Raw genomic sequence first — 26,919 nt, forward strand, 5'->3', positions numbered from 1 at the left:
TCCATTTTGTATGTGCTAAACTGTTTGTGTCTGATGACATTTAATGCATCTCCTCGTGTTGTTAATTTTGGTTGGCTGACCAAATATTATTCTAGCATGTAGAGATGCATTTTTTAATACAACGGTTAAACCATACTGTACCATACGCATAGCGTATGGTTTTAATTACACAAAAAAACCCCTCAAAGCGTATGCTTTGAGGGTTAATAGCAATTAGTATTGCTTCATATATTGATCTCTTTCCCATTCTGATACTTGTGTACGGTAATAATCCCACTCTAATGATTTAGATTGAATAAATTGGCGATAGATATGATTACCTAATGCTTTTTTGACAACTGTATTTTCTCTCATTGCTTTAACAGCTGTGTAAAGTGTTGATGGTAAGTCTTGTACACCTACCGCTTCACGTTCTTCTCTATCCATTTCATAGATATTTTGATCTACTGATTCTGGTGGCGTTAATTTATTTTTAATACCATCTAATCCAGCTTCAAGGATAGTAGCTAATGCTAAGTAAGGGTTAGCTGCTGGGTCTACTGAACGAATTTCAACACGAGTTGATAAACCGCGAGATACAGGTATTCTTACTAATGGTGAACGGTTTTGACCACTCCATGCAATATAACATGGTGCTTCGTAACCAGGCACTAAACGTTTGTATGAATTTACTAATGGGTTACATACTGCTGTAAATCCACGTGCATTTTTCAAGATACCAGCAATAAAGTGATAGGCATCATCCGTTAATTGCATTTCTCCATTTGGGTCGAAGAACGCATTTTCTTTACCTTTGAATAATGAAACGTTAAAGTGCATTCCGCTTCCGTTTACACCAAATAATGGTTTTGGCATGAATGTCGCATGCAAGTTATGTTTACGTGCAATTGTTTTTACAACTAGTTTGAATGTTTGAATGTTATCACATGCTGTTATAGCATCAGCATATTTAAAGTCGATTTCATGTTGACCAGGTGCTACTTCATGGTGACTTGCTTCAATGTCAAAGCCCATATCTTCTAATTCTAGAACGATATCACGACGACAGTTTTCACCTAAATCTGTAGGAGCTAAGTCGAAGTATCCACCATTATCATTTAATTCTAATGTTGGTTCTCCTTTTTCATCTAATTTGAATAAGAAGAATTCTGGTTCAGGTCCTAAGTTGAAATCTGTAAATCCTAACTCTTCCATCTCTTTTAATACACGTTTTAAGTTTGTACGTGGATCACCAGGGAATGGTTTGCCATCCGGATTGTAAATATCACAAATTAATCGTGCTACTTTACCTTTTCCTGCTGTCCAAGGGAAAATTACCCAAGTATCTAAGTCAGGACATAAATACATATCCGATTCTTCAATTCGCACGAATCCTTCAATTGAAGAACCGTCAAACATCATTTCATTGTTTAATACTTTTTCTAATTGTGCAATTGGTACTTCAACGTTTTTAATTGTACCTAAAATGTCAGTAAATTGTAATCTCAAATAACGTACGTTCTCTTCGTCAGCAAAACGAAAAATATCTTCTTTTGTAAAAGTTTGTTTAGCCATGTGATTATCCTCCAGTTTTTAATTAAAAAATCTTGATAAATCTCCACGGTTAAGTGGTCCCTCTGTTTTAGAAGTTCCTCTAATTACCCGCTCTCTCATCTTCAGTTCTTCATCAGAAAGGTCATTTTCTTCTTCCAAAAGAATTTGTTTAATGCCTTTCATATTAAATCCCTTTTCGATAAGATTTTTAATTTCCAGTAATCGTTCAAGGTCATTTAAAGAAAATAACCGTTGATTACCTTCAGTCCTTTTGGGCGAAACGAGCTCATTGCTTTCATAGTATCTGATTTGTCTAGCTGTTAGCTCTGTTAACTTGATTACGACACCAATCGGGAACACGGCCATGTTTCTTCTGATTATGTCTCTTGACAGCACGACCGCCTCCTTTAGTAAGAACTTGTTATAAATTTAGCACATAAATTTTCAGAAAACAAATGAATGTCAGGAAACCTTACATCTTTTATAATTCAACAAGATTTTGCTTGATTAAATGCTGTACAGCACGCGTTATCGCAATTTTAACATGCTCATAAGTTAAGCCACCTTGAATGTATGCTTCATATGGTGGTCTTATTGGACCATCTGCTGTTAACTCTATTGAAGATCCTTGAATAAATGTACCTGCAGCCATGATGACATCATCTTCATAACCTGGCATATAGCTAGGCATCGGACTAAAATGAGCATTAATTGGAGATGCGTGTTGTATCGACTGACAAAATGCAATCATTTGTTCTTTTGTTTCAAAAGTAACAGATTGAATAATATCTGTGCGTTTATCTTGGTAATGTGGTATCGTTGTCATATTTAATTTTTCTAACAAGCGAGAAGTAAATAAAGCACCTTTCAAACTTTGACTGACAACATGCGGTGCTAAGAAGAACCCTTGGTACATTTCTGGCAAACTCCCTAAAGATGCGCCCGCTTCTTTACCAATTCCTGGTGCCGTTAATCTGTATGCACAACGTTCTATCAGGTCAGCTTTTCCTGATATATACCCGCCAATTTTAGCTAAACCACCTCCTGGATTTTTAATTAAAGAACCTGCTATTAAATCTGCACCTATTTCAATTGGTTCTTTATCTTCAACAAATTCTCCGTAACAATTATCCACAAATATAATTTTATCTGGGTATACTTCTTTAATCGCTTTGATTGCTTGTTCAATTTGTTCAATTGTTAATGAAGGTCGTGAACTATAACCTTTTGATCTTTGTATCGCAATAACTTTAGTATTTTCATTAATATTTTCTAACACTGAATGAATATCTATTTTATTTTGTTTCAATGGTACTTCTCGATAAGCGATACCTTGTTCAATAAAACTTCCAATACCATTACCATTTATACCGATTACTTCTAATAACGTATCATAAGGTGTTCCTGTAATATATAATAATTCTTCCCCATATTTCAGTTGGCTGTTAAGCGCTAATGTTATTGCATGCGTTCCTGAAATAATTTGTGGTCTTACTAAACTGTCTTCAGCTTTAAATACTTTACTATAAACATCTTCTAAATGATCTCGACCTATATCATCGTATCCATAACCTGTTGTACCGATTAAGTCTGATTCAGTGATTTTCACTTCGTGAAATGCATCAAGTACATGTTCTTGAGCGATTAAAGCATTTTGTTCGATTTGATCAAAGTATGGTCTTAATTCTTTTTCTACATCAATAATTAATTCTTTTAATTTCTGTGCCATTTATTTACCTCTTATTTCTGTTTATAACCTTTTATGTGATATGTTTCTGTTTCTTCATCAAAATCCATTTTTTCAACTAAAGTATGTGTTTTTTGCCAATATAATTTGTCAGCATCACTTGATGATATATCCATTTCATAATAATCCATTGTCTCTTTAATCATATCGACTAATTTTTCTTTAAATATAGCTTTATCATTAGAATTTTTTGCTGAAACAAATATAGATTGTCCTGATATTGCCGAATGATTAGAAGGTGCTAAATCTTTTTTATTAAATACGACTAACATCGGAATATGGCCCATATCTAATTGATTGACTAAAGTCATAACCGTTTCATACTGTTCCATATAGTGTGGATGACTTGCATCTACAACATGAACGAGTAGTTGCGCATATTTCGCTTCTTCTAAAGTCGATTTAAATGCTGCAATCAATGTTGTAGGCAACTTCTGAATAAACCCAACTGTATCAGAAAGTATAACGTTAAACCCGTTATTTATCGTAATTGCACGAGATTTAGGATCTAAAGTCGCAAATAACAAATCTTGTTCAAATGTTTCATCATTTGATAACTGATTAAACCATGAAGATTTACCGGCATTTGTATAGCCAATTAATGCAACTTGGTAAGCTTGATTATGTTGACGTCGTTCTCTATATCGTGATCGATGAGAAACAATTGTCTCTAATTGATGTTTTATTTCATTCATTCTAGTACGAATATGTCTTCTATCTGTTTCTAATTTCGTTTCACCTGGACCTCTCGTACCAATACCGCCACCTAAACGAGATAAGCTTTTGCCGTGTCCAGATAATCTCGGCAATAAATAATCTAACTGTGCTAATTCAACTTGCAATTGACCTTCTCTACTTGAAGCTCTTTGAGCAAAAATCTCTAAAATCAATTGCGTGCGGTCTATAATTTTTGTATTAAATAATTCATCTAAATGTTTTGATTGCGCAGTTGTCAATTCATCATTTGCGATAACTGCATTCACTTTAATATCATTCAATTCGATATATTCAATGACTTCTTCTATTTTACCTTTACCAAAATAATATTGTTGATCAGGTCGTTCTCTTTTTTGATTAAAGACTTCCATTACTTCTAGTTGACTTGTGACAGCAAGAGATTCCAATTCTTGAACTGTTGATTTGAATGTTGCTTCATCATCTTTTTTATCATGAATTGCTAACAGGATTACTTTTTCTATTTCATGTTTTGTTGACTTCATATCGTTTTTCATTTTATCACGCTCACTTTAAATATATTTTAACATATAAACATGCATGCAAATTGATATGACTTTGATAAATTTTTGATTATAATAGAATTAAGAAAAGGAGTGATGGCAATGTCAATTTATGACTTCGTTGTTGCAAAAACGAACGGTGAAGAATATTCATTATCTGAGTATAAAGGAAAAGCAATTTTAATAGTTAATACAGCAAGTGAATGTGGATTCACACCTCAATTTGAAGGTTTAGAGGCTTTATACCAAGATTATAAAGATCAAGATTTCGTGGTATTAGGATTTCCATGTAATCAATTTGGTAATCAAGAACCCGGTGACTCTTATGAAGCATACCAAAATTGTAAATTAAATTATGGTGTAACTTTCCCAATGCATGAAAAAATAAAAGTTAAAGGTTCTGAACAACATCCTTTATATGAATATCTTACTTCTGCTAAAAAAGGTATTTTAAACGGATCAATTAAATGGAACTTTACTAAGTTCTTAGTGAATAAAGACGGAGAAGTTGTGAATCGATTTTCTCCACAAAAAAATCCTGAACAATTAAGAAGTTCAATAGAAGCAGTATTATAGTGAGATTCACATAAATAAACGGCTAAGACATAATAATGTCCTAGCCGCTTATTATTTCAAATATAATTATTGTTCGCTATCTTGATTTACATCATCTTGAGCGTCTACGAAAGTTGAGATAGCATGTTTGTAAATTAGATGTTCTTTCCCGAGAATATCTAATAATACAACTTTGTCGTCAAAGTCGACAATTTTCCCTTTCATTTGAAATCCATTTAGTAAGAATACTGTAAGTTCAGTTCCTTCTGACTTGAATTTCTTAAGTAAAACTTCTTGAATATTTTCTTTCTCTGCCATATGACTTTCCCCTTCACTTGGATAATTGGATTACGTTGTCTGCGATTTCTGTTAAAGACTGTTTATCCCGTTGAAACCAAGTCACATTCATTTTATTTTTAAACCAAGTCATTTGACGTTTGGCATATCTTCTTGAATTTTGCTTGATTTGTTCTGTAGAGGTTTCTATGTCTATTTCTCCTTTTACTACTGGTACCAATTCTTTATATCCAATTGCTTGCATACTTTGAGAATTTTGATATCCTTTCTCAACAAGATTAGACACTTCTCTTAATAATCCTCGCTCCAACATCATGTCAACGCGCATATTAATTCTTTGATATAATGTTTCGCGCGACATTTCTATCCCAATTAATATTGTACTATATTTTCCAGTAAATGTCTGGCTTTTCTTTCTTTCACTTAAAGTTTTTTTCGTATTTAAGTAATATTCAATTGCTCGTTCCACTCTTTTTCGGTTGTTTGGATGCACTGATGACGCGGTTTTCGGGTCAATTTCATGTAAATAATTGTGCAATTCAATATTTGATAATTTAGATAATTTATTTAATTTATTTTTTGTTATTTCCATTTTTTCAGAACTAATTATCTCTTCTTCAAGGTTATAATCATATAAAACCGACTGTACATATAAACCTGTACCACCGACAAGTATTGGCAATTTTCCTCTATCATGAATATCTTTAACAATTCTTTCGAAGTCTTGTTTAAATTGATATACTGAATAAGGTTCATCTGGTTCATAAACATCTATTAAATGATGAACAACGCCCTCTTTTTCTTCTTCAGTTACTTTTGCTGTTCCAATATCTAAACCTCTATAAATTTGAAAGGCATCACCATTAATAACTTCACCGTTTAAAGATTTGGCTAATTTAATGCTTAATTCTGTTTTACCTACTGCAGTAGGACCTACTATTGCAATTAATGGTTTTTCATTCATTGGATATTTCCTCTTTTTCTAATTGTTTAATTTGTATCGTCAACCAATTATATAAATGTTCATACACTACATAACGGTTTGTCTCAAATAACACTTCGTGACGTTTATTCTTATATAATTGTACTGTGACATGTTTGACTCCAGAACGTTTATAAATAGAAGCTAATTGTTTAATGCCGTTACCAAATCCACCAAAGTGATCTTCTTTACCTGACACTAATAGGATAGGCATATTTATATTTTGTTTTTTTATATAACTGATTTTCTTAGTTTGTACAGCTGCTTTAACTGTTTCTAGTAGTACTTTATGAGAAATTGGAAATCCTGAATACATATCTTTTTCATATTGCTCACGATTTTCATCACTTTGACTTAACCATTTATGATCTTTATTTAAATCTTTATGTTGTCTATTCATTGTCTTAAAAGCAATATTATTAATAAACTTTGATTTTGTGCGACTTCCTAAAAATAAATTCACAAACTTTAATGCATATAAATTTAAATTACCTTGAATTTTAGGATAAACAACCGTCCCAAATAGTATCAAAGCATCTACATCATTAGGATAGTCATGAACATATTGCCTCGCTACTAGCGAACCCATAGAATGTCCAAGTAATATAAATGGCAATTCTGGATTCAGTTCGTTTTTAAACGTATCCCTTACTTCTTTAACGTCGTCGACTAAATCTTGTAATGCATTAAAATGACCTCTTGAAGAAGCTTCTATGTCCATACCATGACCTCTGTGGTTATGACGTAAAACATGATAACCTCTTTTACATAAATATTCTGCTACTGCATCATATCTATCTTTATGTTCAGCCACACCATGCAGTATATGTATAATTCCAAACGGTTTTTCATCCGTTTTATCGATTGTAACTTCTAAAGTTTGTTCTGTAGATAATGTAATTCTATGATTAAATCGTCTCAAAGACATGCGCCTCCCTTATAAGACATTATAGCAAAATCTATAGCGCTTAAAAATATATTCACAAATCAATCATACAATATATAAAAAAACCTACCGACAAAAAATTGTCAGTAGGTATAAATAAATGATTTATAAATTATTTAACAATAGCTGGTTGATCATTTGGATTAACCGCTTCTTTAATAGCTTGTTCTAATTCATCTTTATAAACACGTTTAGTATCATTATCATAATTTAATACTTGTGCCATTACTTCAACAATTGCATCTTTATGATCTAATACATATTGAATATCAAAGTATAAACGTCCAGAACGACGTACTAAGAAGTCAGTTGGTTTATGAACCATTTCTTTTTGAATGCTGTATATAACTTCAGCATATACTTCGATTGGAAGATTAACGTCTGCAATTTGTGTAGCATGTGCAATAGCAAATACTTCATCTACATTAGATCCGTATTTTCTAGCTAAATAACGTGCTGCATCTTCTGATAAGTTGTAGTTTTTAGCTTCTTTAACTTTGCTTTCAACGAATGATTCATAATTTTTACTACCACCAACGTTACCGCCAGAAATGTAAGTTTCTTTTGTGCGACAAGGTTTGAATGATAATTTATATTCTTCTTTAAGGCGTTTACTTAATAAATCAACAATATCTTGAGCCATATGACGGTAACCTGTTAATTTACCACCAGCGATTGTAAGTAAGCCTGAATCGCCTTCCCAAATCTCATCTTTACGAGAAATTTCTGATGGATCTTTACCTTTTTCAAAGATTAATGGTCTAACACCAGCCCATGTTGATTCGATATCTTTATCTTCAACTTTAACAGTTGGGAACATATAGTGAATAGCATCTAATAAATATTGACGATCTTCTTCTGTAACTTTAGGAGAAGATTTATCATTATCATAAATTGTATCAGTAGTACCAACGTATGCTTTTCCATCTCTAGGAATCGCGAAGATCATTCTGCCATCGTTTTCTGTATCAAAGTATACAGCTTGACCTAATGGGAATACGCTTTGGTCAATAACAATATGAACACCTTTAGTTAATCTAAGTTGTTTATTGTTTGTTGAATAGTCTTTACCACGTACTTCATCAACCCATGGACCTGCCGCGTTGATAACTCTTTTACCTTTAATTTCGAAAATTTCATTTTGTAATAAATCAGTTACTTCGATACCTGATACTTTTTTCTTTTTGTTGTATAAGAATTTATTTGATTTAGCATAGTTAATGATATCTGCACCAAACTCACGTGCGCGTTTCATAACTTCAATTGTTAAACGAGCATCATCTGTACGGTACTCAACATAGTAACCACCAGCTTTTAAACCGTCTTGTTTTACAAGTGGTTCTTTCTTAATTGTTTCTTCTCTGTTTAACATTGTACGACGTTCAGCTTTTTTGACACCTGCTAAGAAATCATAAACTTTCAAACCGATTGATGTTGTAAATGGACCCATGCTACCGCCTTTGTGTAAAGGTAATAACATCCATTCCGGTGTTGTTACGTGAGGACCATTTTCATAAACGATTGCTCTTTCTTTACCAGTTTCAGCAACTACGCCAACTTGGAATTGTTTTAAGTAACGTAAACCACCATGAACTAATTTCGTACTTCTAGAACTTGTACCTTGTGCAAAGTCTTGCATTTCAACTAATGCTACTTTCATACCACGTTGCGCTGCATCTAAAGCGATACCTGCACCAGTGATTCCTCCACCGATAACGACTACGTCATATTCAGTATTTTTAAGTTGATCTTTAACTTGATTACGATTTAATGCTGATAATTGTTGCATAACCATTTCCTCCTATAAAATGTAAAAAATGAGAGACTTATCCCTACAAAAAATGTACGAACAAAGCCTCTCATGTCTCTACGAAATATTAACTTAACTATATGATAACACAACTTAATCTAATTTAAAAGCTTGAGTGGCTTTTACTGCAGTTTTCCAACCTTTATAAAGTTTTTCACGTTCTTCTTCTTCAAGTTCAGGTTTGAATTCTGTTTCTAATTTCCAACGTTGTTTTATCTCATCTTTAGATTTCCAGAAACCTACTGCTAATCCAGCTAAGTATGCTGCACCTAATGCAGTTGTTTCATTTACTTCCGGTCTTTCTACTGGCGTATTTACAATATCAGCTTGGAATTGCATTAAGAAATTATTCTTAACAGCGCCGCCATCAACTCTTAATGTTTCAACATTAATACCAGAATCTTTTTCCATTGCTTCTAACACATCTCTAGTTTGGTAACATAATGATTCTAAAGTTGCTCTAATGAAATGTTCTTTTTCAGTACCACGTGTTAAGCCGAAGATTGCACCTCTAGCATCTGCATCCCAATAAGGTGTACCTAAACCAACAAACGCTGGTACGACGTATACGCCTTCTGTAGATTTAACACGATTAGCATAATCTTCTGAAGCTGGTGCTGATTTGATCATTCTTAATCCATCTCTTAACCATTGAATAGCAGATCCTGATACGAAAATACTACCTTCAAGTGCGTAGTTTACTTTTCCATCTAGACCATAAGCTAATGTTGTTAATAAACCACTTTCAGATTTTACAGCTTTTTCACCAGTGTTCATTAACATAAATCCACCAGTACCGTATGTGTTCTTAACTTCTCCACTTTCAAAGCATGCTTGTCCAAATAATGCAGCTTGTTGGTCACCTGCTACACCAGCGATTGCTATTTTCTCACCGAAGAAGTGATGCTCTTGAGTATAACCATATACTTCACTAGAAGGTTTAACTTCTGGCAACATAGAAGCTGGTACATCAAGATATTCTAATAATTCTTCGTCCCATTTTAAGTCATAAATGTTATACATTAATGTTCTACTTGCGTTTGAGTAATCTGTAACATGAACGTCACCTGTAAATTTCCAGATTAACCATGTATCAATTGTTCCGAATAATAAATCGCCGTTTTCAGCTTTTTCTCTAGCACCTTCAACATTATCAAGAATCCATTTTACTTTTGTACCTGAGAAATATGGATCTAATAATAGACCTGTTTTTTCTTTGAAAATTGGTTCTAAATCTTTAGATTTTAATTCTGTACAAATGTCTTGAGTTTGTCGAGATTGCCAAACAATTGCATGATAAACTGGACGTCCTGTGTTTTTATCCCATACAACTGCAGTTTCCCTTTGGTTTGTAATACCAATACCTTCGATTTGCTTTGGACTAATGTTATTTTCATTAAGTACACTTGAAATAACTGCTAATACTGATGTCCAAATTTCATTAGCATCATGCTCAACCCAACCGCCTTTAGGGAAGTATTGTTTAAATTCTCTTTGACTCACAAATTTGATAGTACCTTCTTTATCAAAAAGTATTGCTCTTGAACTTGTTGTACCCTGGTCAATTGATAAAATGTATTTTTCCATATTAAACACTCCTATAAATTTGTATATTACAGAATTTCTGAAACTTCGTCTTTAAGTATTGATTTATTTAAGAAAATACCAGACAATACGACAATCACAGTAAAGATGATTGAGAAAATAACGAATCCGTTTACAACCCCGTTAAAGAAAATGTTAAATAATGCAGCACCTAACATACCGCCTGAAATAGGCCCTAATAGTGGTACAATCGCATATTTCCAATTTGAACTTCCTTTACCCGGAATTGGTAATAACATATGCATGATACGTGGCCCGATATCACGAGCTGGGTTAATGGCATAACCTGTCGCACCACCTAAACTTAAACCAATTGCTACAATTAATAAACCAACAATTAATGGGTTTAAGCCATCAGTAAATTTATTTGTTCCTATAAATAATAATCCCATAACTAAGATCATAGTTCCAATAATCTCACTCATAAAGTTTGCTACATAGTTTGGATAAGATGGACCAGTAGAAAATACACCTAATTTAGCACCTTGATCTTCAGTTTTTTTCCAATGTGGTAAATAAGTAGCCCATACTAAAGCAGCACCAATCATAGCACCAAGCATTTGTGCCACAATAAATGGAACAACTTTAGACCATGGGAATGATCCATCAATTGCAAAGCCTAGTGTAACAGCTGGGTTTAAATGCGCCCCGGATACATTTCCAACTGCATAAACGCCAAGCATAACAGCTAGTCCCCAACCTAATGATATAACAATCCAATCTGCACCTTTACCAAGTGTACCTTTTAGATTGACGTTAGCACACACACCACCACCAAACAATATTAAGATGGCTGTACCGATTAATTCTCCTAAAAATTCACTCATATTAAACACCCTCCTAAATAAAATATGCTAATACATAAAAAGCCCCCTACGTTGAACTACACATAATATTTATATAGTAATTTATACAAATTTAACGCATAGTTTCTTTTCGTAGAGGGTCTCATTTACTCATCTCATATATTAACTTAATTAGAAGTATAATACTTTATGAAAACGTTGTCAAATAGATTTACCAAATTGTAATATCACTAGACGTAACATATTGTGCACCGCTTTCAATTGCTAAATCAATTTCTTCTTTAGTATTAATTAAACCGCCCGCAATAATTCGCTTACCTGTTTTATCACTGATTTCTTTGATTACTTTAGTAGCAACACCTGGCAGAACCTCTACTAGATCAGGGTCTGATTGTTTAATAAGTTCAATACTTCTACTTAACGCAGTGCTATCAAGAATAAATACACGTAATATGGTTAACGTATTTAATTTTTTTGCACGCTTAATAATTTTTGATTTCGTTGATATGATGCCATGTGGTTTATATTGTTGTATAACATATTCAACAGCTGCTTCATCATTTGATAAACCTTTTATTAAATCAATATGAAGCATCACTTCTTTTTGATGCTTTTTCATTTGCTCTAAAATACCTTGCAAATGTCCGATATGTGTATCTAATAAAACGCATCTCTCGTAATCCATCTTAAAGAATTTTTCCATATCTTTCATAGAGCGAATAGCTGGTAATATATGATTATTCATTTTATCCTCCTACATAACGCGTTTAAATAATTTCTCTAATTCATACGTCGTTAATTCAATAATAATTGGTCTTCCGTGCGGACAAGTAAATGGGTCGGTTGTTTCTCGTAACTCATCTATCAAATGACTCATTTCATGGTTTCTTAAATAATGATTAGCTTTAATAGATTTCTTACAACTCATCATAATTGCTGCATCTTCTCTTAATTTTTTAATATCAACTTTTTCATGATTTAACACGTAATCGATCATATCTTTTATAATTTCTTCTGCATCAACATTAGGTAACCAAACCGGATATTCACTGACCATATAATCATGATGACCAATTGGTTCTAAAAATACGCCCGCTTCAGCAAGTGATTGTAAATGCTTTTCAATAATCATGTGCTCGTCTTTAGAAAAATTAAATGTTAATGGCAACAATAAACTTTGTGTTTCATTTGTGACTTCACCAATTTTTTCTTTGAAAAATTCATATTTAATTCGTTCTTGCGCTGCATGTTGATCAATCATAAACATGCCCGTATCATTTTGTGCCACAATATATGTTCCGTGAACTTGACCTACAACTTCCATATACGGTACACGTGGCCCTTCAGATACTTGCTCTTCTTCAATTGGTGTTTGATATGGTGTATCAACATGTTCTACTGTATCTTGAACTTCATAAGTTTCTTCATTATTCTCTACCTGCTCGGGTTCATCATGTGGAACTTCTATATCTCTATTAGCTTCTTGACTGATAGTATCTTCTTGAATAACCGAATGATGTTCAGTTTTATCTTTAAATTGCCAAGAAGATGAAGGTTCTCTACTAGTAGATTCATTTGTTTTTTCAGTTTCTTCGACACTTTCAGTTTTATCAGATATGTGCTGATATTGAGTTGTATTTTGATTTCTTTTGGCTTCAAAATCTATTCTTTGTTGCTCAAAAATTTCTTTTTGTGATTTTTTAGGTTTTTGCTTTTCTAAAGATGTATCTGGAATTAATGACATACCTCTAAATGCTTCTTTAATTTTTTGATTAATCAAATCATAAAGTAGTTGTTCTTTAGAAAGTCTTACTTCTAGTTTCGTCGGGTGAACGTTAACATCTACTAAAATCGGATCCATTTCAATATTTAAATAAACGATTGGATACCTGCCAATTGGTAATAGTGTATGATAACCTTCTATAATCGCTTTGTTAAGTACAAAATTCTTAATATATCGACCATTTATAAATATAGAAATATAATGTCTATTACTTCTCGTGTGCTCAGGTTTACAAATAAAACCATTTACGACGTAATCATCTGTTTCTCCATTAATTGGTACAAGGTCTTTCGCAATTTTCATGCCATAAATTTCAGCCATTACTTCATTTGTTCTACCTGAACCATTTGTTGAAATAACTGTTTTATCATCTGATACGAGATTAAATGCGATATTTGGATGACTCATTGCCATTCTGTTCACTATATCCGTTATTTTACCCAGTTCAGTATACAAACTTTTAACATATTTTAATCTTGCTGGCGTATTATAGAATAAATCTTCAACAAGAATATCTGTACCTTTTTTAGCTTTAGCAGGTTGTTTTTTTGTAATTTCACCATTTTCAACGCGTACTTCATGACCAAGCATACCATCTGTACAAGTCTTCATCGTCACTCTACTCACTGATGAAATACTCGCCAAAGCTTCTCCTCTAAAACCAAGCGTACGAATATGAAACAAATCATAATCGTTATTAATTTTACTTGTCGCATGTCTACCAAAAGCTTTGGATATATCGTCTGCTTCAATGCCTGTTCCATTATCTACGACTCTAATAGATTGAATACCTGATTCTTTAATCGTAATATCAATTTGAGTAGCTTGAGCATCAATTGCATTTTCCAACAATTCTTTCACAACAGAAGCTGGTCTTTCTACCACTTCACCTGCAGCTATTTTGTTGGCTAAAGATAATTCGAGCTCTTTAATTTTTCCCAATGCACTCACACTTTCTATTTAAGTTGTTTTTGTAATTCATGCAGTTTTGATAATGCTTCAATAGGTGTTATGTTCATTAAATCAATTGATTTCAGTTTCTTTTCAATTTCAGATTGCCCTTGTTCTTCAAATAATTGGAATGACGGTTGTTCATACTTATCTGCTTCTTTTTCTACTTTAGTATGAGATTCAAGTTCTTGCAAAATAGTATGTGCTCTTTCAATAATTTCATCAGGTAAATCTGTTAATTTCGCTACATGAATACCATAACTTTGATCAACCGCGCCTTCTTTTACTTTATGCAAGAAAATCAATTCTCCTTGGTACTCCTGTGCAGCAACGTGAATATTTTTAAGTCCAGATAATGTTTCATCTAAATGTGTTAACTCATGATAATGTGTAGAGAATAATGTTTTTGCTTTTGTATAATGATGTACATATTCAATCATAGACTGTGCAAGCGCTAGACCATCAAATGTAGATGTTCCTCTTCCGATTTCATCAAATATAATTAAGCTATCTTCAGTTGCACCAACCATAGCTTTTTCAGCTTCTAACATTTCGACCATAAATGTACTTTTACCTGATACTAAATCATCTGCAGCACCAATTCTCGTAAAGATTTGATCAAATATTGGCAATTGCGCATAATCTGCAGGCACGTATGCCCCCATTTGAGCCATAATACTAATAATAGCTATTTGACGCATATACGTACTCTTACCAGACATATTTGGTCCTGTTATTAAATAAATAAAGCCCTCTTTATCTAAATAACAGTCATTTGGGACATAATCATTATGATCCATTACGCGCTCAACAACAGGATGTCGCGATGATTTAAGTGATAATGTTTTATCTTCACTAAAAATTGGACGTGTATAATGATATTTTTGAGCAATTTCGGCAAAGCTTTGTAAACAGTCTATTTCTGATAGTAATTTAGCTTGTGCTTGTAACTTTTCAGTATAAGCTTTCACTTCTTGTCTTAAATCCAGGAATAGTTGATATTCTAGTTCGATTGCTTTATCTTCTGCACCTAAAATGATAGATTCTTTTTCTTTCAATTCTTCAGTAATAAATCGTTCAGCATTTGATAATGTTTGCTTACGTTGATATCCTAAAGCATCCGTGTCTATATGATTTAAATTAGCTTTTGTAATTTCAATATAATACCCAAAAACTTTGTTAAAGCTTACCTTTAATGATTTAACACCTGTTCGTTCACGTTCTTTTAATTGTAATTCTGCAATCCATTGTTTACCATTTGTTGAAGCTTCTTTATATTGATCTAGTGTTTCGTTATAGCCTTTTTTAAATATGCCACCTTCTTTAACAGATATCGGTGGATCTTCTACTAAACTTTCATCTAATAATCGTTCTAAATCATTTAATGGCTCTAAATCTTTAAATCGATCTATAGACTTTGAGTCTAATCTTTCAATAATTTCTTTAACATATGGAATTTGCTTTATTGAATAATTCAACTGTACTAAATCTTTAGCATTCACATTGCCATAGCTAACTCTTCCGACTAATCTTTCAATATCATATACCATATTTAAATAGCTTCGAAGTTCATCACGCTCAATAAACCCATTCACTAATTGTTCAACAGCATCTAATCTTTGTTCGATATCTCTTTGATTAATAAGTGGTCTATCTATCCATTGCTTTAATCTTCTTGCGCCCATAGGTGTCTTCGTATCATCCATCAACCATAATAATGTACCTTTCTTAGATTTAAGTCTGATACTTTCTGTTAATTCAAGATTTCGTTTCGCATAAAAGTCCATTTTCATATAATCTAAAGCTCTATATACGACAACTTCTTCTAAATGTGGCATATCGCGTTTACCGTTATCATGAATATAATTTAATAAATAATTTAATGACCTTTTTTGATCGTGAGATGTGCCTGTGACAACTTCATAGTCTCGTTCTTCATAGCTATCAATAACTGTGATGGTTTCAGTTATGAGTTGAATTTGTTTATATAAATTATCTGGTAACACTTTATTAACAATAATTTCATTAGGGTGAATCGTTGTAATTTCATTAATTAAAGTTGTTTCATCTACAAATGATGTTACTTTTAATTCTCCTGTTGTGACATCACAGTAACTTAAATGAAACTCTCCGTCTTCTTTTATAAATCCTAATATATAATTATTTGTTTTTTCGTCCATACCTTTTTGATCCATAACCGTACCTGGCGTTATGACTTGCACTACTTCTCTACGAACCATTCCTTTAGTTTGTGTCGGATCTTCCATTTGTTCACAAATCGCGACTTTATAACCTTTTGAAATAAGTTTTTCGATATATCCAGAAGCAGAATGATACGGTACCCCACACATTGGAATTGGATCTTTCTTAGCATCTCTTCTTGTCAGTGTTATTTCTAATACTCTTGATGCTTCAATTGCATCATCGTAGAACATTTCATAAAAATCACCTAATCTGAAAAATAATAATGTATCTTGATATTGAGATTTTATCTTTAAATATTGAGCCATCATCGGCGTTGGTTTAGACATCTTTATTCACGTTCCTTTTTTTAACTTTCGATTTATCTATTTTATCAAAATTTCTACTATTAAACGAGTATGTTTATTTATTAAGAAAAGAGCGTGATATAGCAATATATGCTTCACGCCCTTTAATTCATGATATAACTTTAAGTATCATTTTTTAATTTCTTTAATATGCCTCTTTTTTCAAAAGCTTTTAATAATATATAACTCGCGATAGCGCCTATTAGACTACTAAAGAAAAATGATAAAAATAACGGCCAAAATGCAATTTTCCCTAATCCTAGTAACCAACCTAACGGAATACAAACGAAGCTACCTATCATACCAGTGCCTAGGACTTCTCCTAAAGATGCAATTGATAATTGTTTACGATATTTATAGAGTAAACTTGCTAATAATACGCCTATCATACTGCCTGGAAAAGCAAAAATCGTGCCTAAACCTAATAAGTTTCTAATAAACGAAGATAACAAAGCTTGTGCTAAGCCATACCATGGTCCAAGAAATACAGCTGATATGACATTAATGAAATGTTGCATTGGTAATGCTTTTATTGGGCCTATAGGTATTGTAATAAAAGTACTAAACACAACATTTATCGTTGTTAATATTGCAGTTAAAGTCATTAATTTTGTCTTCTTCATTATATTTCCTCCAAATAAAAAATCATTAGTCTACGTATTGGCAGACTAATGATTAAAAGCATATATAATCTTTAGTTGCACAATCTCTACGCCAGTATTACCTGGATCAAATCTACACGTATCTTCTCAGCCTTTTTAGGCACCGTGTGTGCAATATATTAAATCTTAATTTGAACAGCTACTTGTATTTGGTGCATTTCTAACTGCTGCACCTGTTTCACCAGTAAGTTGATTACCACCTGTTGATTCAATAATTTCATTTGTAACTGTATGGCTAATTGAATGAGATACCATTTGTAAAAGTTCATTAACTTCAACTTGCGCTTCTTTAAATTCACTTACAATTGGCATTTCATCTAATTCTTTTTCAATGTTTTTTATTTTTTCTTCAACCATAGCTAAAGCTTTATCTTTACCATAGTTTTGGAAATTAACTGCTTGTTTTTGTAAAGATTTCAAGCTTGCCATTTTTTCTCTGACTGTTTGATTCTCATGAATTTGCGCTTCTGCACGTTTAAAGAAATCTACTTCTTCTGTTTCTGACATCATTTTTCCGAGTTTACGCGCTTGTTCCAAAATATCATCTTTTGTATACATTTAATGTACCACCTTTTCTTTAGATACAACATCTATAAATTCACCATTTAATGAATATTGTTTTGCTTCAGTAATTTTTACTTTTACGATTTTGCCGATTACATCTTTTGGTGCTTTAAAATTAACTAATTTATTCTTTTCAGTATAGCCTGCTAGTACTGCTTCATCTCTCTTACTTGAACCTTCGCATAAAACAAATACTTCTTGTCCTTCATATGGTTTCAATGATTCTGCAGCATATTCGCCAACTACTTTATTTAATCTTTGAAGTCTTGCTTTTTTCTCTTTATCAGGCACATTATCTTTCATCTTAGCTGCTGGCGTACCTTCTCTCGGAGAATATACATACGTGTAAGCATGTTCGAAACCAACTTCATGATACAACTTTATTGTTTCTAAAAATTGTTCTTCTGTTTCATTAGGATAGCCAACAATGATATCCGTTGTCAATGCTACATCTGGAATTGCTGCTTTTATTTTTTGAACTAATTCTAAATAGCTTTCACGTGTATATTTTCTACCCATAATTTTTAACACTTGGTTATTACCAGACTGTACTGGTAAATGTATATGAGGTACGATATTACCACCATTAGCAATCACTTCAATTAAACGATCATCAAAGTCCCAAGGGTGACTTGTCGTAAAACGTACGCGCGGTATATCGATTTTAGTGATGTCATTTAACAAATCGCCTAAACCATAATTTAAACCGTCAATATCTTTACCGTATGCATTTACATTTTGACCTAATAAACATATTTCTTGGTAGCCTTGTCTTGCTAAATCTCTTACTTCAGCAATAATTTCTTCAGGCATACGACTTCTCTCTTTACCACGTGTGAACGGTACAATACAATACGTACAGAATTTGTCACAACCGTACATAATATTTACCCACGCTTTAATTCTACCATTTCTTACTTTAGGTAGATTTTCGATGACGTCGCCTTCTTTTGACCATACTTCAACAACCATCGCTTTAGACATATATGCTTCTTCTAAAATTTCAGGCAATCTATGGATGTTATGCGTACCGAAAATCATATCAACATTCTGGTATGATTTAAGAATCTTATTAACGACAGATTCCTCTTGTGACATACATCCACATACACCAATTAAACAATCTGGTCGCGCTTGTTTAAGATGCTTTAAATTCCCAATTTCACTAAACACTTTATTTTCAGCATTCTCTCTTATTGCACATGTATTAAGTAATATCACATCTGCATCTTCTACTGAGTTAGTCGGTCCAAAACCTAACGCCTGTAAGATACCAGCCATTACTTCTGTATCATGTTCATTCATTTGGCAACCATATGTTCTAATATAGAATTTACGACCTTTCCCCATACCTCTATGTCGTTCGTCTATTTTAAAATCATCATGATATTCAATTTGTGATTTCCCTCTTTGTTTAGCGTCCTTTAAATTTGGAGGTTGATAAACATGTTCGAAGTACTTGCTATAATCCTTCTCTAAATTAGGTTCTGTCTTCGCTGTAGCCCCATGTTTTCTTTGCTCTTCATTCAATTTCAAAACCCTTTCTGCCCATATATTTATACCTATATATTATATTAGAGTTCAACATAAAGTGCAAAAATGTTCCGACATTTTTGCACTTTCATTTCATGTAGTCATTATTTAATTTTAAAGATGATTAATCCAAAATCTTCTCGTATTTTCTTGTTCATCTGATTTATAGGGTTCATCTTCTACACCATTATTATTTATAATGACTTTCGCACTTGCATCATTCGATTCATCACAAGTTACAAGAACAGAATTTACACCCTCATTATTCAAATTCTTAACTGCATAATTTAACAACTTTGTCGCGTAACCTTTACCACGTTCGCTTTTTCTAACACCGTAACCAACATGACCACCCTTTTTATTTAAATAGTCATTTAAGGCATACCTAATATTTACAGCGCCAACAATTTTGTCATCGTCAATGAGTACATATGTTTTTGCTTTTACAAAGTTTGCGTCAACTGGGTCTTTTGCTTCTTCTAACATGATCAACATCTTGTCAAATCCACCATGTTGACGGACATCAGTCGCCCATGGAACAACCGGTTCTTCGTTTTCATACCATTCATTTATATATTCTGTGAATAACGATTCAATATCTTTATCTAATTCTCTAAATTCCATAAACGTATCCCCTTTTAGTTTAATTCTTTTATTTGTTCATCATCATTTGTATTTAACATGTGATAATAAATACTTTGTTGTTCAATTAATGCATCTTGTGAGCCAGATTCAATCAATTCACCGTGGGATAATACAAAGACTAAGTCTGCTTTTTTAACTGTATTTAAACGGTGCGCAATAATAACACTCGTTCTACCTTGCATTAATGTATCCAACGCTTCTTGAATTTTAATTTCGGTTACTGTGTCGATACTACTTGTTGCTTCATCCAATAAAAGTATTTTAGGATCTTGAAGTAAACATCTTGCGATAGAAATAAGTTGTTTTTCACCTTGAGATAATGAACCAGATTCACCTTTCAACACTGTATCATAACCATTTTCTAAAGCTTCTATAAAGTCATGTGCATTTGCTTTTTTAGCAGCTTCTACAACTTCTTCATATGTAGCATTTGGCGTTCCATACATTATATTGTCTTTAATCGTTCCATCAAATAAATAGGAGTCTTGTAACACAACACCAATAGAACTTCTTAAAGATTCACGTGTTATTTTGTTAATTGGTATGCCATCTATTAGAATACGTCCTTTATTCACTTCATAATAATGTAGAATAAGTTGCACGATTGTCGTTTTACCTGCACCAGTGGCACCAACTAATGCAACAGATTCACCGTTATGAATTTTAAAGGATAAATCTTTTATAGTCGGTACTTTTTGGTTAGGATCATATTTGAATTCAACATGTTCAAATTCAATTTCACCGTTAATATTTTGATAATCTTGCGCCTCTTTATCATCTTTTTCACCCGGCTCATCCATAATATCAAAGACACGTTCAGCACCTGCAATTGCAGATAATACTGTATTAAATTGGTTTGCTAAATCAGATAACGGTCTTGTAAACTGTCTCGCATATTCTGCGAAAATCACAATCACCCCTACTGTAACACCAGCAGTTTGATTAAGTGCTAATATACCACCAATGCCTGCTACAATTGCAAAGCTTAAATTATTTAAATAGTTCATTACTTTTGGTATTAAACCACCAAATGTGATAGACCAAAAACTATATTCTCTCACGTCTTTAGCTTTTTCATTGAATGTATCTATAACATGTTTTTCTTGAGAAAAAGCTTTAACAACTGTTTGTCCATTTACAATTTCCTCGATATATCCATTCATAATACCAAACTGCTTTTGGCGTAAAGCATATAACACACTTGTTCGTGCTGTAATCCATCTTAAACTTATAAACATGATTGGAATAATAATTATCGTCAATAGTGTGAGTAAAGGACTCAAATAAAGCATGATTGAAAGTGTACCAATGAGTGTAACGACACTAGAAGTAAACTGTATAAATGATGAATTTAATACTTGAGATACATTTTCAATATCATTTTGCATTCGACTCATCAGTTCACCATGTTGCTTTTTATCATAATAAGCGACAGGCAAAGTTTGAAAATGTTCAAAAAGTTGATTTCTTAATAAATATACCGTGCGCTGGGCAATACTGACCATCATAAATGATCCTATATATGATGTAACTGAAAGCATTATATATACAATAGCAAGCAGTAAAATATATTGAGGTAGTCCATTTAATTCTTTCGGTATAATTTTCGTATCAATGATATGTCCGATTAAAAACGGTCCAACTAAACTTAATATGGATGAACATATAATCATTAGAATCACGACAATTAATTGAATTCGTTTTTCGTCTATTAATTTCCATATATTTAATAATGTACCTTTCGTATCTCTTGCTCTTTTTTTCTTTTTAGTTGGATGTTGAGTACGTTTTTTATCTTCAAATACTGATTTATGACCATAAGGGTTTCTTAGACTCATGATGAACTCACCGCGCTTTCTTGACTACTTGCAATTTCTTTATACAATGGTGATGTTTCTAATAGTGTTTCATGTGTCCCAATCGCTTCAATTCGTCCATCGACTAGTAACATAATTCGATCTGCTGTTTGAGCAGTTGAAATTTTTTGTGTCACAATTAATTTAGTCGTTTCTTCATCTTCTAATGCATCCCATAAAGCAGATTCTGTCTTAATATCTAATGCTGATGTTGAATCATCTAAAATTAATAAACCTGGTTTCCTAACAAGTGCTCTAGCAATAGACAATCTTTGCTTTTGACCGCCTGATAACGTCACACCTTGTTGGCCAATCATCGTATCATATTGATGATCAAAACGTTCGATAGATTGATGTATTTGGGCTTTTTCTGAAGATAATTCTAACATTTCACTTTCAGCTGATGGATCTCCAAATTGTAAATTCTCATAAATTGTTCCTGAAAATAACAATGCTTTTTGAGGTACGTATCCAATCGCATCTCTTAAAGATTCAATTTCCCAATCGTTTACGTTTTTATTGTTAAGCAATATTTCTCCTGATGTCGCTTTATACATTTTAGGTATCAAACTGAGTAATGTAGATTTACCAGAACCAGTTGACCCCATAATGGCAAAAGTTTCTCTCGGTTTCACTTCAAATGATATATGTTCTAAAACAGGCTTATGACTATTTGGATACGTGAAAGAAACATCTTTAAATTGAATAGGATATGCATAATTGGGCTTATGTTCAATTTCATTATTAAACACTTTTTCATCTGATGGCGTAATTAATACTTCTTCAATTCGTTCACTTGATGCTTTCATTCTACTGAGTGTCATGATTAAGAAAGCAAGCATCCCAAATCCACCTTGCATTCTCATACCATAATTTAATATCGCAACTAATTTACCAACTTCTAAAGTAGAATGATCAACCATATCTGAACCAAACCATACAACAGCTAATATACTGCCATTTATAATCAATAATAATGAAGGATTGATAAATTCCATGAGGCGTAATGCGTATGTATAATTGCTTCTAATATCTTTGATTTTTTCATTAAATTGATTGATTTCTTGTTTGCTCGTTTGGCTCGCTTTGATTAATCTGACCGCTTCTAAATTCTGTTGGAAAAATCTATTCATTTCATCAAATTTTCTTTGAATTTTTGTGAATAGTTTAGATCCTTTTCGAGCAATTACAAATATAATAATAAAAATAATCGGAGAACCTATTACTAAATAAATCGCTAATTTCGGTTCGACTGCAAAACTTAAAATAATGCTCCCAATAATCATTAAAGGTGCTCGTAACATGATTCTAATTGACATATATACTGCTTGATCACAATTGGTTACATCACTTGTTAACCTCGTAATTAAACTTGAAGTCTTAAACCTCTCTAATGTTGCTAAAGAAAAAGACTGGATTTTCTTAAATTGTTCAGTTCTTAAATCATAAGCAAATGCTTGAGATACATGCCCCGCAACAAAACTATTCCATATTCCTGATAAAAGGGCTACTAATCCTGTTACTAGCATAATAACTAAGTACAAATATACGTGATTCAAATCATTCTTTAAAATTCCGTTATCAATGATTTCTGATATAAAAATGGGCTGAATAAGTTCAACCGCTAATTCTACTAACATTAATATTAAACCGAGTATAAACAACCATTTATACGGCCTAATAAATTTAAGTACTGTTTTCAATTTACATATCCCCTTTAATATATTTTTCTATAACATTCTCCTTTTCTTATATCTTATTATTTTGAAATTATGATTTATACTTATCCGTTAATGTATCCATTGTTATACCTTCAGGCACATGATAGAACTTAATCTGAGAAATAATGCTGTCACATTCAAGTTCAACCATACGTTCATTTATTTGTTCAATAAGAATAAGACATGCATTTAAATCTCCTTCTATCGTTGTTTCTAAAGGATGTACTTCATATTTAAGACCCGATTGATCGATGATACTAATTGCCTCATCAACTAGAGGAATAACACCTGTCTGTTGATGTTCTGGAATAATTTGAATACTCATTAATGTATTTGTCATTTCGAATCCCCCTTTTCTATGTATAAAAGCTCATAGATAAATCTATGAGCTTAAAGTGGTATTATTATATAATTATTTAAACTGAGAAACAAGTTCATCAAATTGATTTTGTTCAAGTTTAAGGGACTTTTTAACAAGTGGTTGTTCATCAAACTGTTCAATTTGTGATTCATATGATGGTGTATCTTTATCTTGATAAATAATTCCTGTAATCATTGATTCATTATCTAATACAGTTTGCATTGCTTGAGATTTGTTTGTATTATCATAACCTTCAATATCTGCAAGTTTTGTTAAATTTTCTTTAAACCAGTCATACGTATTAATTTTATTATACGTTACACATGGTGAAAATACATTTACAAATGAAAATCCTTTATGATTAATCGCTTCTTCAATAATACTTGTTAATTCTTTAATATCACTAGAGAAACTTTGAGCAACAAATGTTGCACCAGATGATATAGCCAATTCTAAAGGTGCAATATTTTGTTCGATGTTACCTTTTGGAGTTGATTTCGTTACAAATCCTTTAGCAGAACTTGGTGATGTTTGTCCTTTTGTTAAACCATAAATTTGGTTATCCATAACGATATAAGTCATATCCATATTTCTTCTTAATGCATGAACAGTATGGCCCATACCAATCGCAAATCCATCACCGTCACCACCTGAAGCGATAACAGTTAAATCTTTATTAGCCATTTTAACGCCTTGTGCTAATGGTAAAGAACGTCCATGTATAGAATGAACGCCATATGAATTTACATAACCGCTTAAACGTCCTGAACATCCAATCCCTGTAATAATGGCAACTTCTTCTGGCTCTAGTCCAACATTAGCTGCTGCTTTTTGAATTGCAGCTTGTACTGAGAAATCTCCACAACCTGGACACCAGTTTGGTTTAACATTATTTCTAAAATCTTTAAATGTTGCCAATTAAATCAACTCCTTCATATTACTTACGATTTCTAAAGCTTTATCTTCTATTTCATGTGGTAAGAACGGCGTACCGTCATATTTAGTTTGGTTAATAATTTTATTTTGATGATTAATATTCATCTTAATAATATTAGATAGTTGTCCTTGATAGTTATGCTCAGCTACAACAACTTTTTTAGCTTTATTAAATGCTTCTTGCACAACATCTGAAGGGAACGGATGAAGTTGTCTAATTTGAATGTGATTGACTTTCACATTTTGTTGATCCAATCTTGAAATAGCTTCTTCGATTGCACCAGCTGTTGAAATAAAGCCAACATATAATATATCCGCTTCTTCATATTTTTCATTAGATTCTACTGGATCATTGATCAATAATTGAGCTGTTTTACGCATACGTTTATCCATTTGTTTTTGTCTGTTTTCAGCACTTTCAGAAGGTTTTCCTTCTTCATCATGTTCAACACCTGTAACGTGATGGATTCCGCCTATTGTACCTGGTAAGATACGTGGTGATACACCTGAATCTGTTAAAGCATAACGTTTAAAGTACGCTTTATCTTCTTGTTTTTCTAAATCACCTTCAACCAATGCACCTCTACGAATTTCAACTTTGCTATAATCTAATGATTCTACAGTTTGTTTACCTAATGATAATTGTAAATCTGATAATAGAATAACTGGACATTGATATTCTTCAGCTAAGTTAAACGCTTCTACAGTTAAATAGAATGCATCACTTGCACTAGTTGGTGCCAATACGATTTTAGGAATGTCACCGTGTGTACCATAAATCATTTGCATTAAATCTGATTGTTCTTGTTTCGTTGGCAGACCAGTAGAAGGGCCCCCACGTTGTGTATTTACAATAACAAGTGGTGTTTCAGTCATACCTGATAAACCTATTGATTCCATCATTAATGATAAACCTGGACCTGCTGAAGATGTGAATGAACGTACACCAGCATAGTTTGAACCTATAGCCATTGTACATGCTGCAATTTCATCTTCTGTTTGAATAACTGTTCCACCTAATGCTGGTAAACGATCAATCATATACTCCATAATTTCAGATGCTGGTGTGATTGGATATGCTGCCATAAATCTAACACCTGCTGCAACAGCACCTAAACCAATTGCATCATTTCCTATCATAAATAAATGACCTTCAGAGTCAGTTTGTTCTATGGTATGTTCACTTTGTAAATCGTCCATTTGTTCAGACATTAAGCGATATCCTTCATTTAAAGCTTGAATGTTTAAATCTACAACACTTTCACCTTTTTTACCGAATAGATCTTTTATTAATGATTCAAATACTTTCGTATCTAAATCCATTACGGCACAAGTTGCACCAACTGCGACCATATTTTTCATAAGTGCAGTGCCCAATTCTTTTGCTACACCTGTGAATGGTAAACTAACTAATTGTGCTTTACTATCTTCTGGATTTTGAGGTTTCGCTTTTTCATCTGCAATAATAATACTTCCTTCAAGCATTTCATGATAGTTAACTTCTATCGTCTCTTGATCAAATGCAATTAATATATCTAAATCGTCACTAATAGCTCTTACTGGTTTTGACGATACTCTAATTTTATTATTTGTATGACCGCCTTTAATTCTACTTGAAAAATGGCGATATCCGTATAAATAATATCCTTGACGGTTCATAGCAGTTGCAAAAATTTCACCTGTTGATTCAATTCCTTCGCCTTGCTGTCCGCCCACTTTCCATGAAATTTGTGATTTCATTTTATGGCCTCCCCATGTAATATCTCATGTTATATCATAACAAAAAAACCCTTTTAATCCTATGAAATTAAAGGGTTTTAATAAAAATCAGTCTAATGG

At 32.6% G+C, this 26,919-nt stretch carries 22 protein-coding genes, 1 pseudogene and 1 riboswitch; of the genes and pseudogenes, 1 reads left to right on the forward strand and 22 read right to left on the reverse strand.

All coding sequences use genetic code 11. From position 1 onward, the window contains the following. Positions 1-213: 213 nt before the first annotated feature. The 4 genes and pseudogenes from glnA to hflX all read right to left on the reverse strand — a co-directional run bounded on the left by glnA (position 214) and on the right by hflX (position 4,512). On the reverse strand, positions 214-1,554 hold the full coding sequence (gene glnA, locus LQ675_RS00005) for a type I glutamate--ammonia ligase (RefSeq protein WP_048542707.1): 1,341 nt from the start codon (positions 1,552-1,554) through the stop codon (positions 214-216). Positions 1,555-1,691: 137 nt separating this feature from the next. Further along, positions 1,692-1,929 (reverse strand): annotated as a pseudogene (locus tag LQ675_RS00010) (MerR family transcriptional regulator); the annotation flags it as partial. Positions 1,930-2,014: 85 nt separating this feature from the next. After that, entirely contained in the window at positions 2,015-3,262 is a 1,248-nt protein-coding gene (locus LQ675_RS00015; protein WP_239728097.1) for a methionine gamma-lyase family protein, read from the reverse strand. Positions 3,263-3,273: 11 nt separating this feature from the next. Beyond that, positions 3,274-4,512, reverse strand: a complete 1,239-nt coding sequence (hflX, locus tag LQ675_RS00020) for a GTPase HflX (RefSeq protein WP_239728095.1) — start codon at positions 4,510-4,512, stop codon at positions 3,274-3,276. A gap of 108 nt (positions 4,513-4,620) precedes the next feature. Between hflX and LQ675_RS00025 the strand changes: the two genes are divergently transcribed. After that, positions 4,621-5,094 (forward strand): glutathione peroxidase, encoded by a 474-nt coding sequence (locus tag LQ675_RS00025; protein ID WP_048542702.1) that lies wholly within the window; start codon positions 4,621-4,623, stop codon positions 5,092-5,094. Between the two features lie 66 nt (positions 5,095-5,160). On the opposite strand, the gene hfq is transcribed toward LQ675_RS00025, so the two are convergent. From hfq to LQ675_RS00115, 18 genes are all read right to left on the reverse strand, one after another. Continuing rightward, positions 5,161-5,391 carry an RNA chaperone Hfq gene (hfq, locus tag LQ675_RS00030; protein ID WP_048542700.1) on the reverse strand — a complete coding sequence of 77 codons (231 nt, stop codon included), beginning with the start codon at positions 5,389-5,391 and terminating at the stop codon, positions 5,161-5,163. Between the two features lie 13 nt (positions 5,392-5,404). Next, a complete protein-coding gene (gene miaA / locus LQ675_RS00035; RefSeq protein WP_048542697.1) occupies positions 5,405-6,334 on the reverse strand; it encodes a tRNA (adenosine(37)-N6)-dimethylallyltransferase MiaA in 930 nt (309 codons plus the stop codon). Further along, complete coding sequence (locus tag LQ675_RS00040; RefSeq protein ID WP_158258867.1) at positions 6,327-7,274, reverse strand: alpha/beta fold hydrolase; 948 nt, start codon at positions 7,272-7,274, stop codon at positions 6,327-6,329. Before LQ675_RS00040 ends, miaA begins: the two co-directional genes overlap by 8 nt. Before the next feature lie 136 nt (positions 7,275-7,410). Next, positions 7,411-9,087 (reverse strand): glycerol-3-phosphate dehydrogenase/oxidase, encoded by a 1,677-nt coding sequence (locus LQ675_RS00045; RefSeq protein ID WP_058591431.1) that lies wholly within the window; start codon positions 9,085-9,087, stop codon positions 7,411-7,413. Between the two features lie 114 nt (positions 9,088-9,201). Continuing rightward, the gene (glpK, locus tag LQ675_RS00050) at positions 9,202-10,695 is read right to left on the reverse strand and encodes a glycerol kinase GlpK (RefSeq protein WP_049318999.1); all 1,494 of its coding nucleotides are present in this window, start codon (positions 10,693-10,695) and stop codon (positions 9,202-9,204) included. A 26-nt stretch (positions 10,696-10,721) separates the two neighbouring features. After that, on the reverse strand, positions 10,722-11,540 hold the full coding sequence (locus tag LQ675_RS00055) for an MIP/aquaporin family protein (protein ID WP_048542691.1): 819 nt from the start codon (positions 11,538-11,540) through the stop codon (positions 10,722-10,724). Positions 11,541-11,730: 190 nt separating this feature from the next. Then, a complete protein-coding gene (locus LQ675_RS00060) occupies positions 11,731-12,264 on the reverse strand; it encodes a glycerol-3-phosphate responsive antiterminator (protein WP_048542689.1) in 534 nt (177 codons plus the stop codon). 9 nt (positions 12,265-12,273) lie between these two features. Continuing rightward, entirely contained in the window at positions 12,274-14,244 is a 1,971-nt protein-coding gene (gene mutL / locus LQ675_RS00065) for a DNA mismatch repair endonuclease MutL (protein WP_107610399.1), read from the reverse strand. Positions 14,245-14,258: 14 nt separating this feature from the next. Continuing rightward, positions 14,259-16,784 carry a DNA mismatch repair protein MutS gene (gene mutS, locus LQ675_RS00070; RefSeq protein ID WP_075577911.1) on the reverse strand — a complete coding sequence of 842 codons (2,526 nt, stop codon included), beginning with the start codon at positions 16,782-16,784 and terminating at the stop codon, positions 14,259-14,261. 140 nt (positions 16,785-16,924) lie between these two features. After that, entirely contained in the window at positions 16,925-17,425 is a 501-nt protein-coding gene (thiW, locus tag LQ675_RS00075) for an energy coupling factor transporter S component ThiW (RefSeq protein ID WP_048542680.1), read from the reverse strand. A 65-nt stretch (positions 17,426-17,490) separates the two neighbouring features. After that, a riboswitch (TPP riboswitch) is annotated at positions 17,491-17,582 on the reverse strand. A gap of 8 nt (positions 17,583-17,590) precedes the next feature. Next, on the reverse strand, positions 17,591-18,022 hold the full coding sequence (locus LQ675_RS00080; RefSeq protein ID WP_025905606.1) for a YlbF/YmcA family competence regulator: 432 nt from the start codon (positions 18,020-18,022) through the stop codon (positions 17,591-17,593). After that, positions 18,023-19,558 (reverse strand): tRNA (N6-isopentenyl adenosine(37)-C2)-methylthiotransferase MiaB, encoded by a 1,536-nt coding sequence (miaB, locus tag LQ675_RS00085; protein WP_084754698.1) that lies wholly within the window; start codon positions 19,556-19,558, stop codon positions 18,023-18,025. Between the two features lie 117 nt (positions 19,559-19,675). After that, entirely contained in the window at positions 19,676-20,185 is a 510-nt protein-coding gene (locus LQ675_RS00090; protein WP_048542675.1) for a GNAT family N-acetyltransferase, read from the reverse strand. Positions 20,186-20,199: 14 nt separating this feature from the next. Further along, a complete protein-coding gene (locus LQ675_RS00095; RefSeq protein ID WP_107610400.1) occupies positions 20,200-22,044 on the reverse strand; it encodes an ABC transporter ATP-binding protein in 1,845 nt (614 codons plus the stop codon). Then, the gene (locus LQ675_RS00100; RefSeq protein ID WP_075577907.1) at positions 22,041-23,765 is read right to left on the reverse strand and encodes an ABC transporter ATP-binding protein; all 1,725 of its coding nucleotides are present in this window, start codon (positions 23,763-23,765) and stop codon (positions 22,041-22,043) included. Before LQ675_RS00100 ends, LQ675_RS00095 begins: the two co-directional genes overlap by 4 nt. A gap of 67 nt (positions 23,766-23,832) precedes the next feature. Further along, on the reverse strand, positions 23,833-24,123 hold the full coding sequence (locus LQ675_RS00105) for a thiamine-binding protein (RefSeq protein ID WP_025905601.1): 291 nt from the start codon (positions 24,121-24,123) through the stop codon (positions 23,833-23,835). A gap of 72 nt (positions 24,124-24,195) precedes the next feature. After that, positions 24,196-25,062 carry a 2-oxoacid:ferredoxin oxidoreductase subunit beta gene (locus LQ675_RS00110; protein WP_239728084.1) on the reverse strand — a complete coding sequence of 289 codons (867 nt, stop codon included), beginning with the start codon at positions 25,060-25,062 and terminating at the stop codon, positions 24,196-24,198. Continuing rightward, positions 25,063-26,820, reverse strand: a complete 1,758-nt coding sequence (locus LQ675_RS00115) for a 2-oxoacid:acceptor oxidoreductase subunit alpha (protein ID WP_075577906.1) — start codon at positions 26,818-26,820, stop codon at positions 25,063-25,065. Positions 26,821-26,919: the final 99 nt, after the last annotated feature.

Source organism: Mammaliicoccus sp. D-M19 (assembly GCF_022386695.1).
In the GTDB taxonomy this organism is placed as follows: domain Bacteria; phylum Bacillota; class Bacilli; order Staphylococcales; family Staphylococcaceae; genus Mammaliicoccus; species Mammaliicoccus sciuri.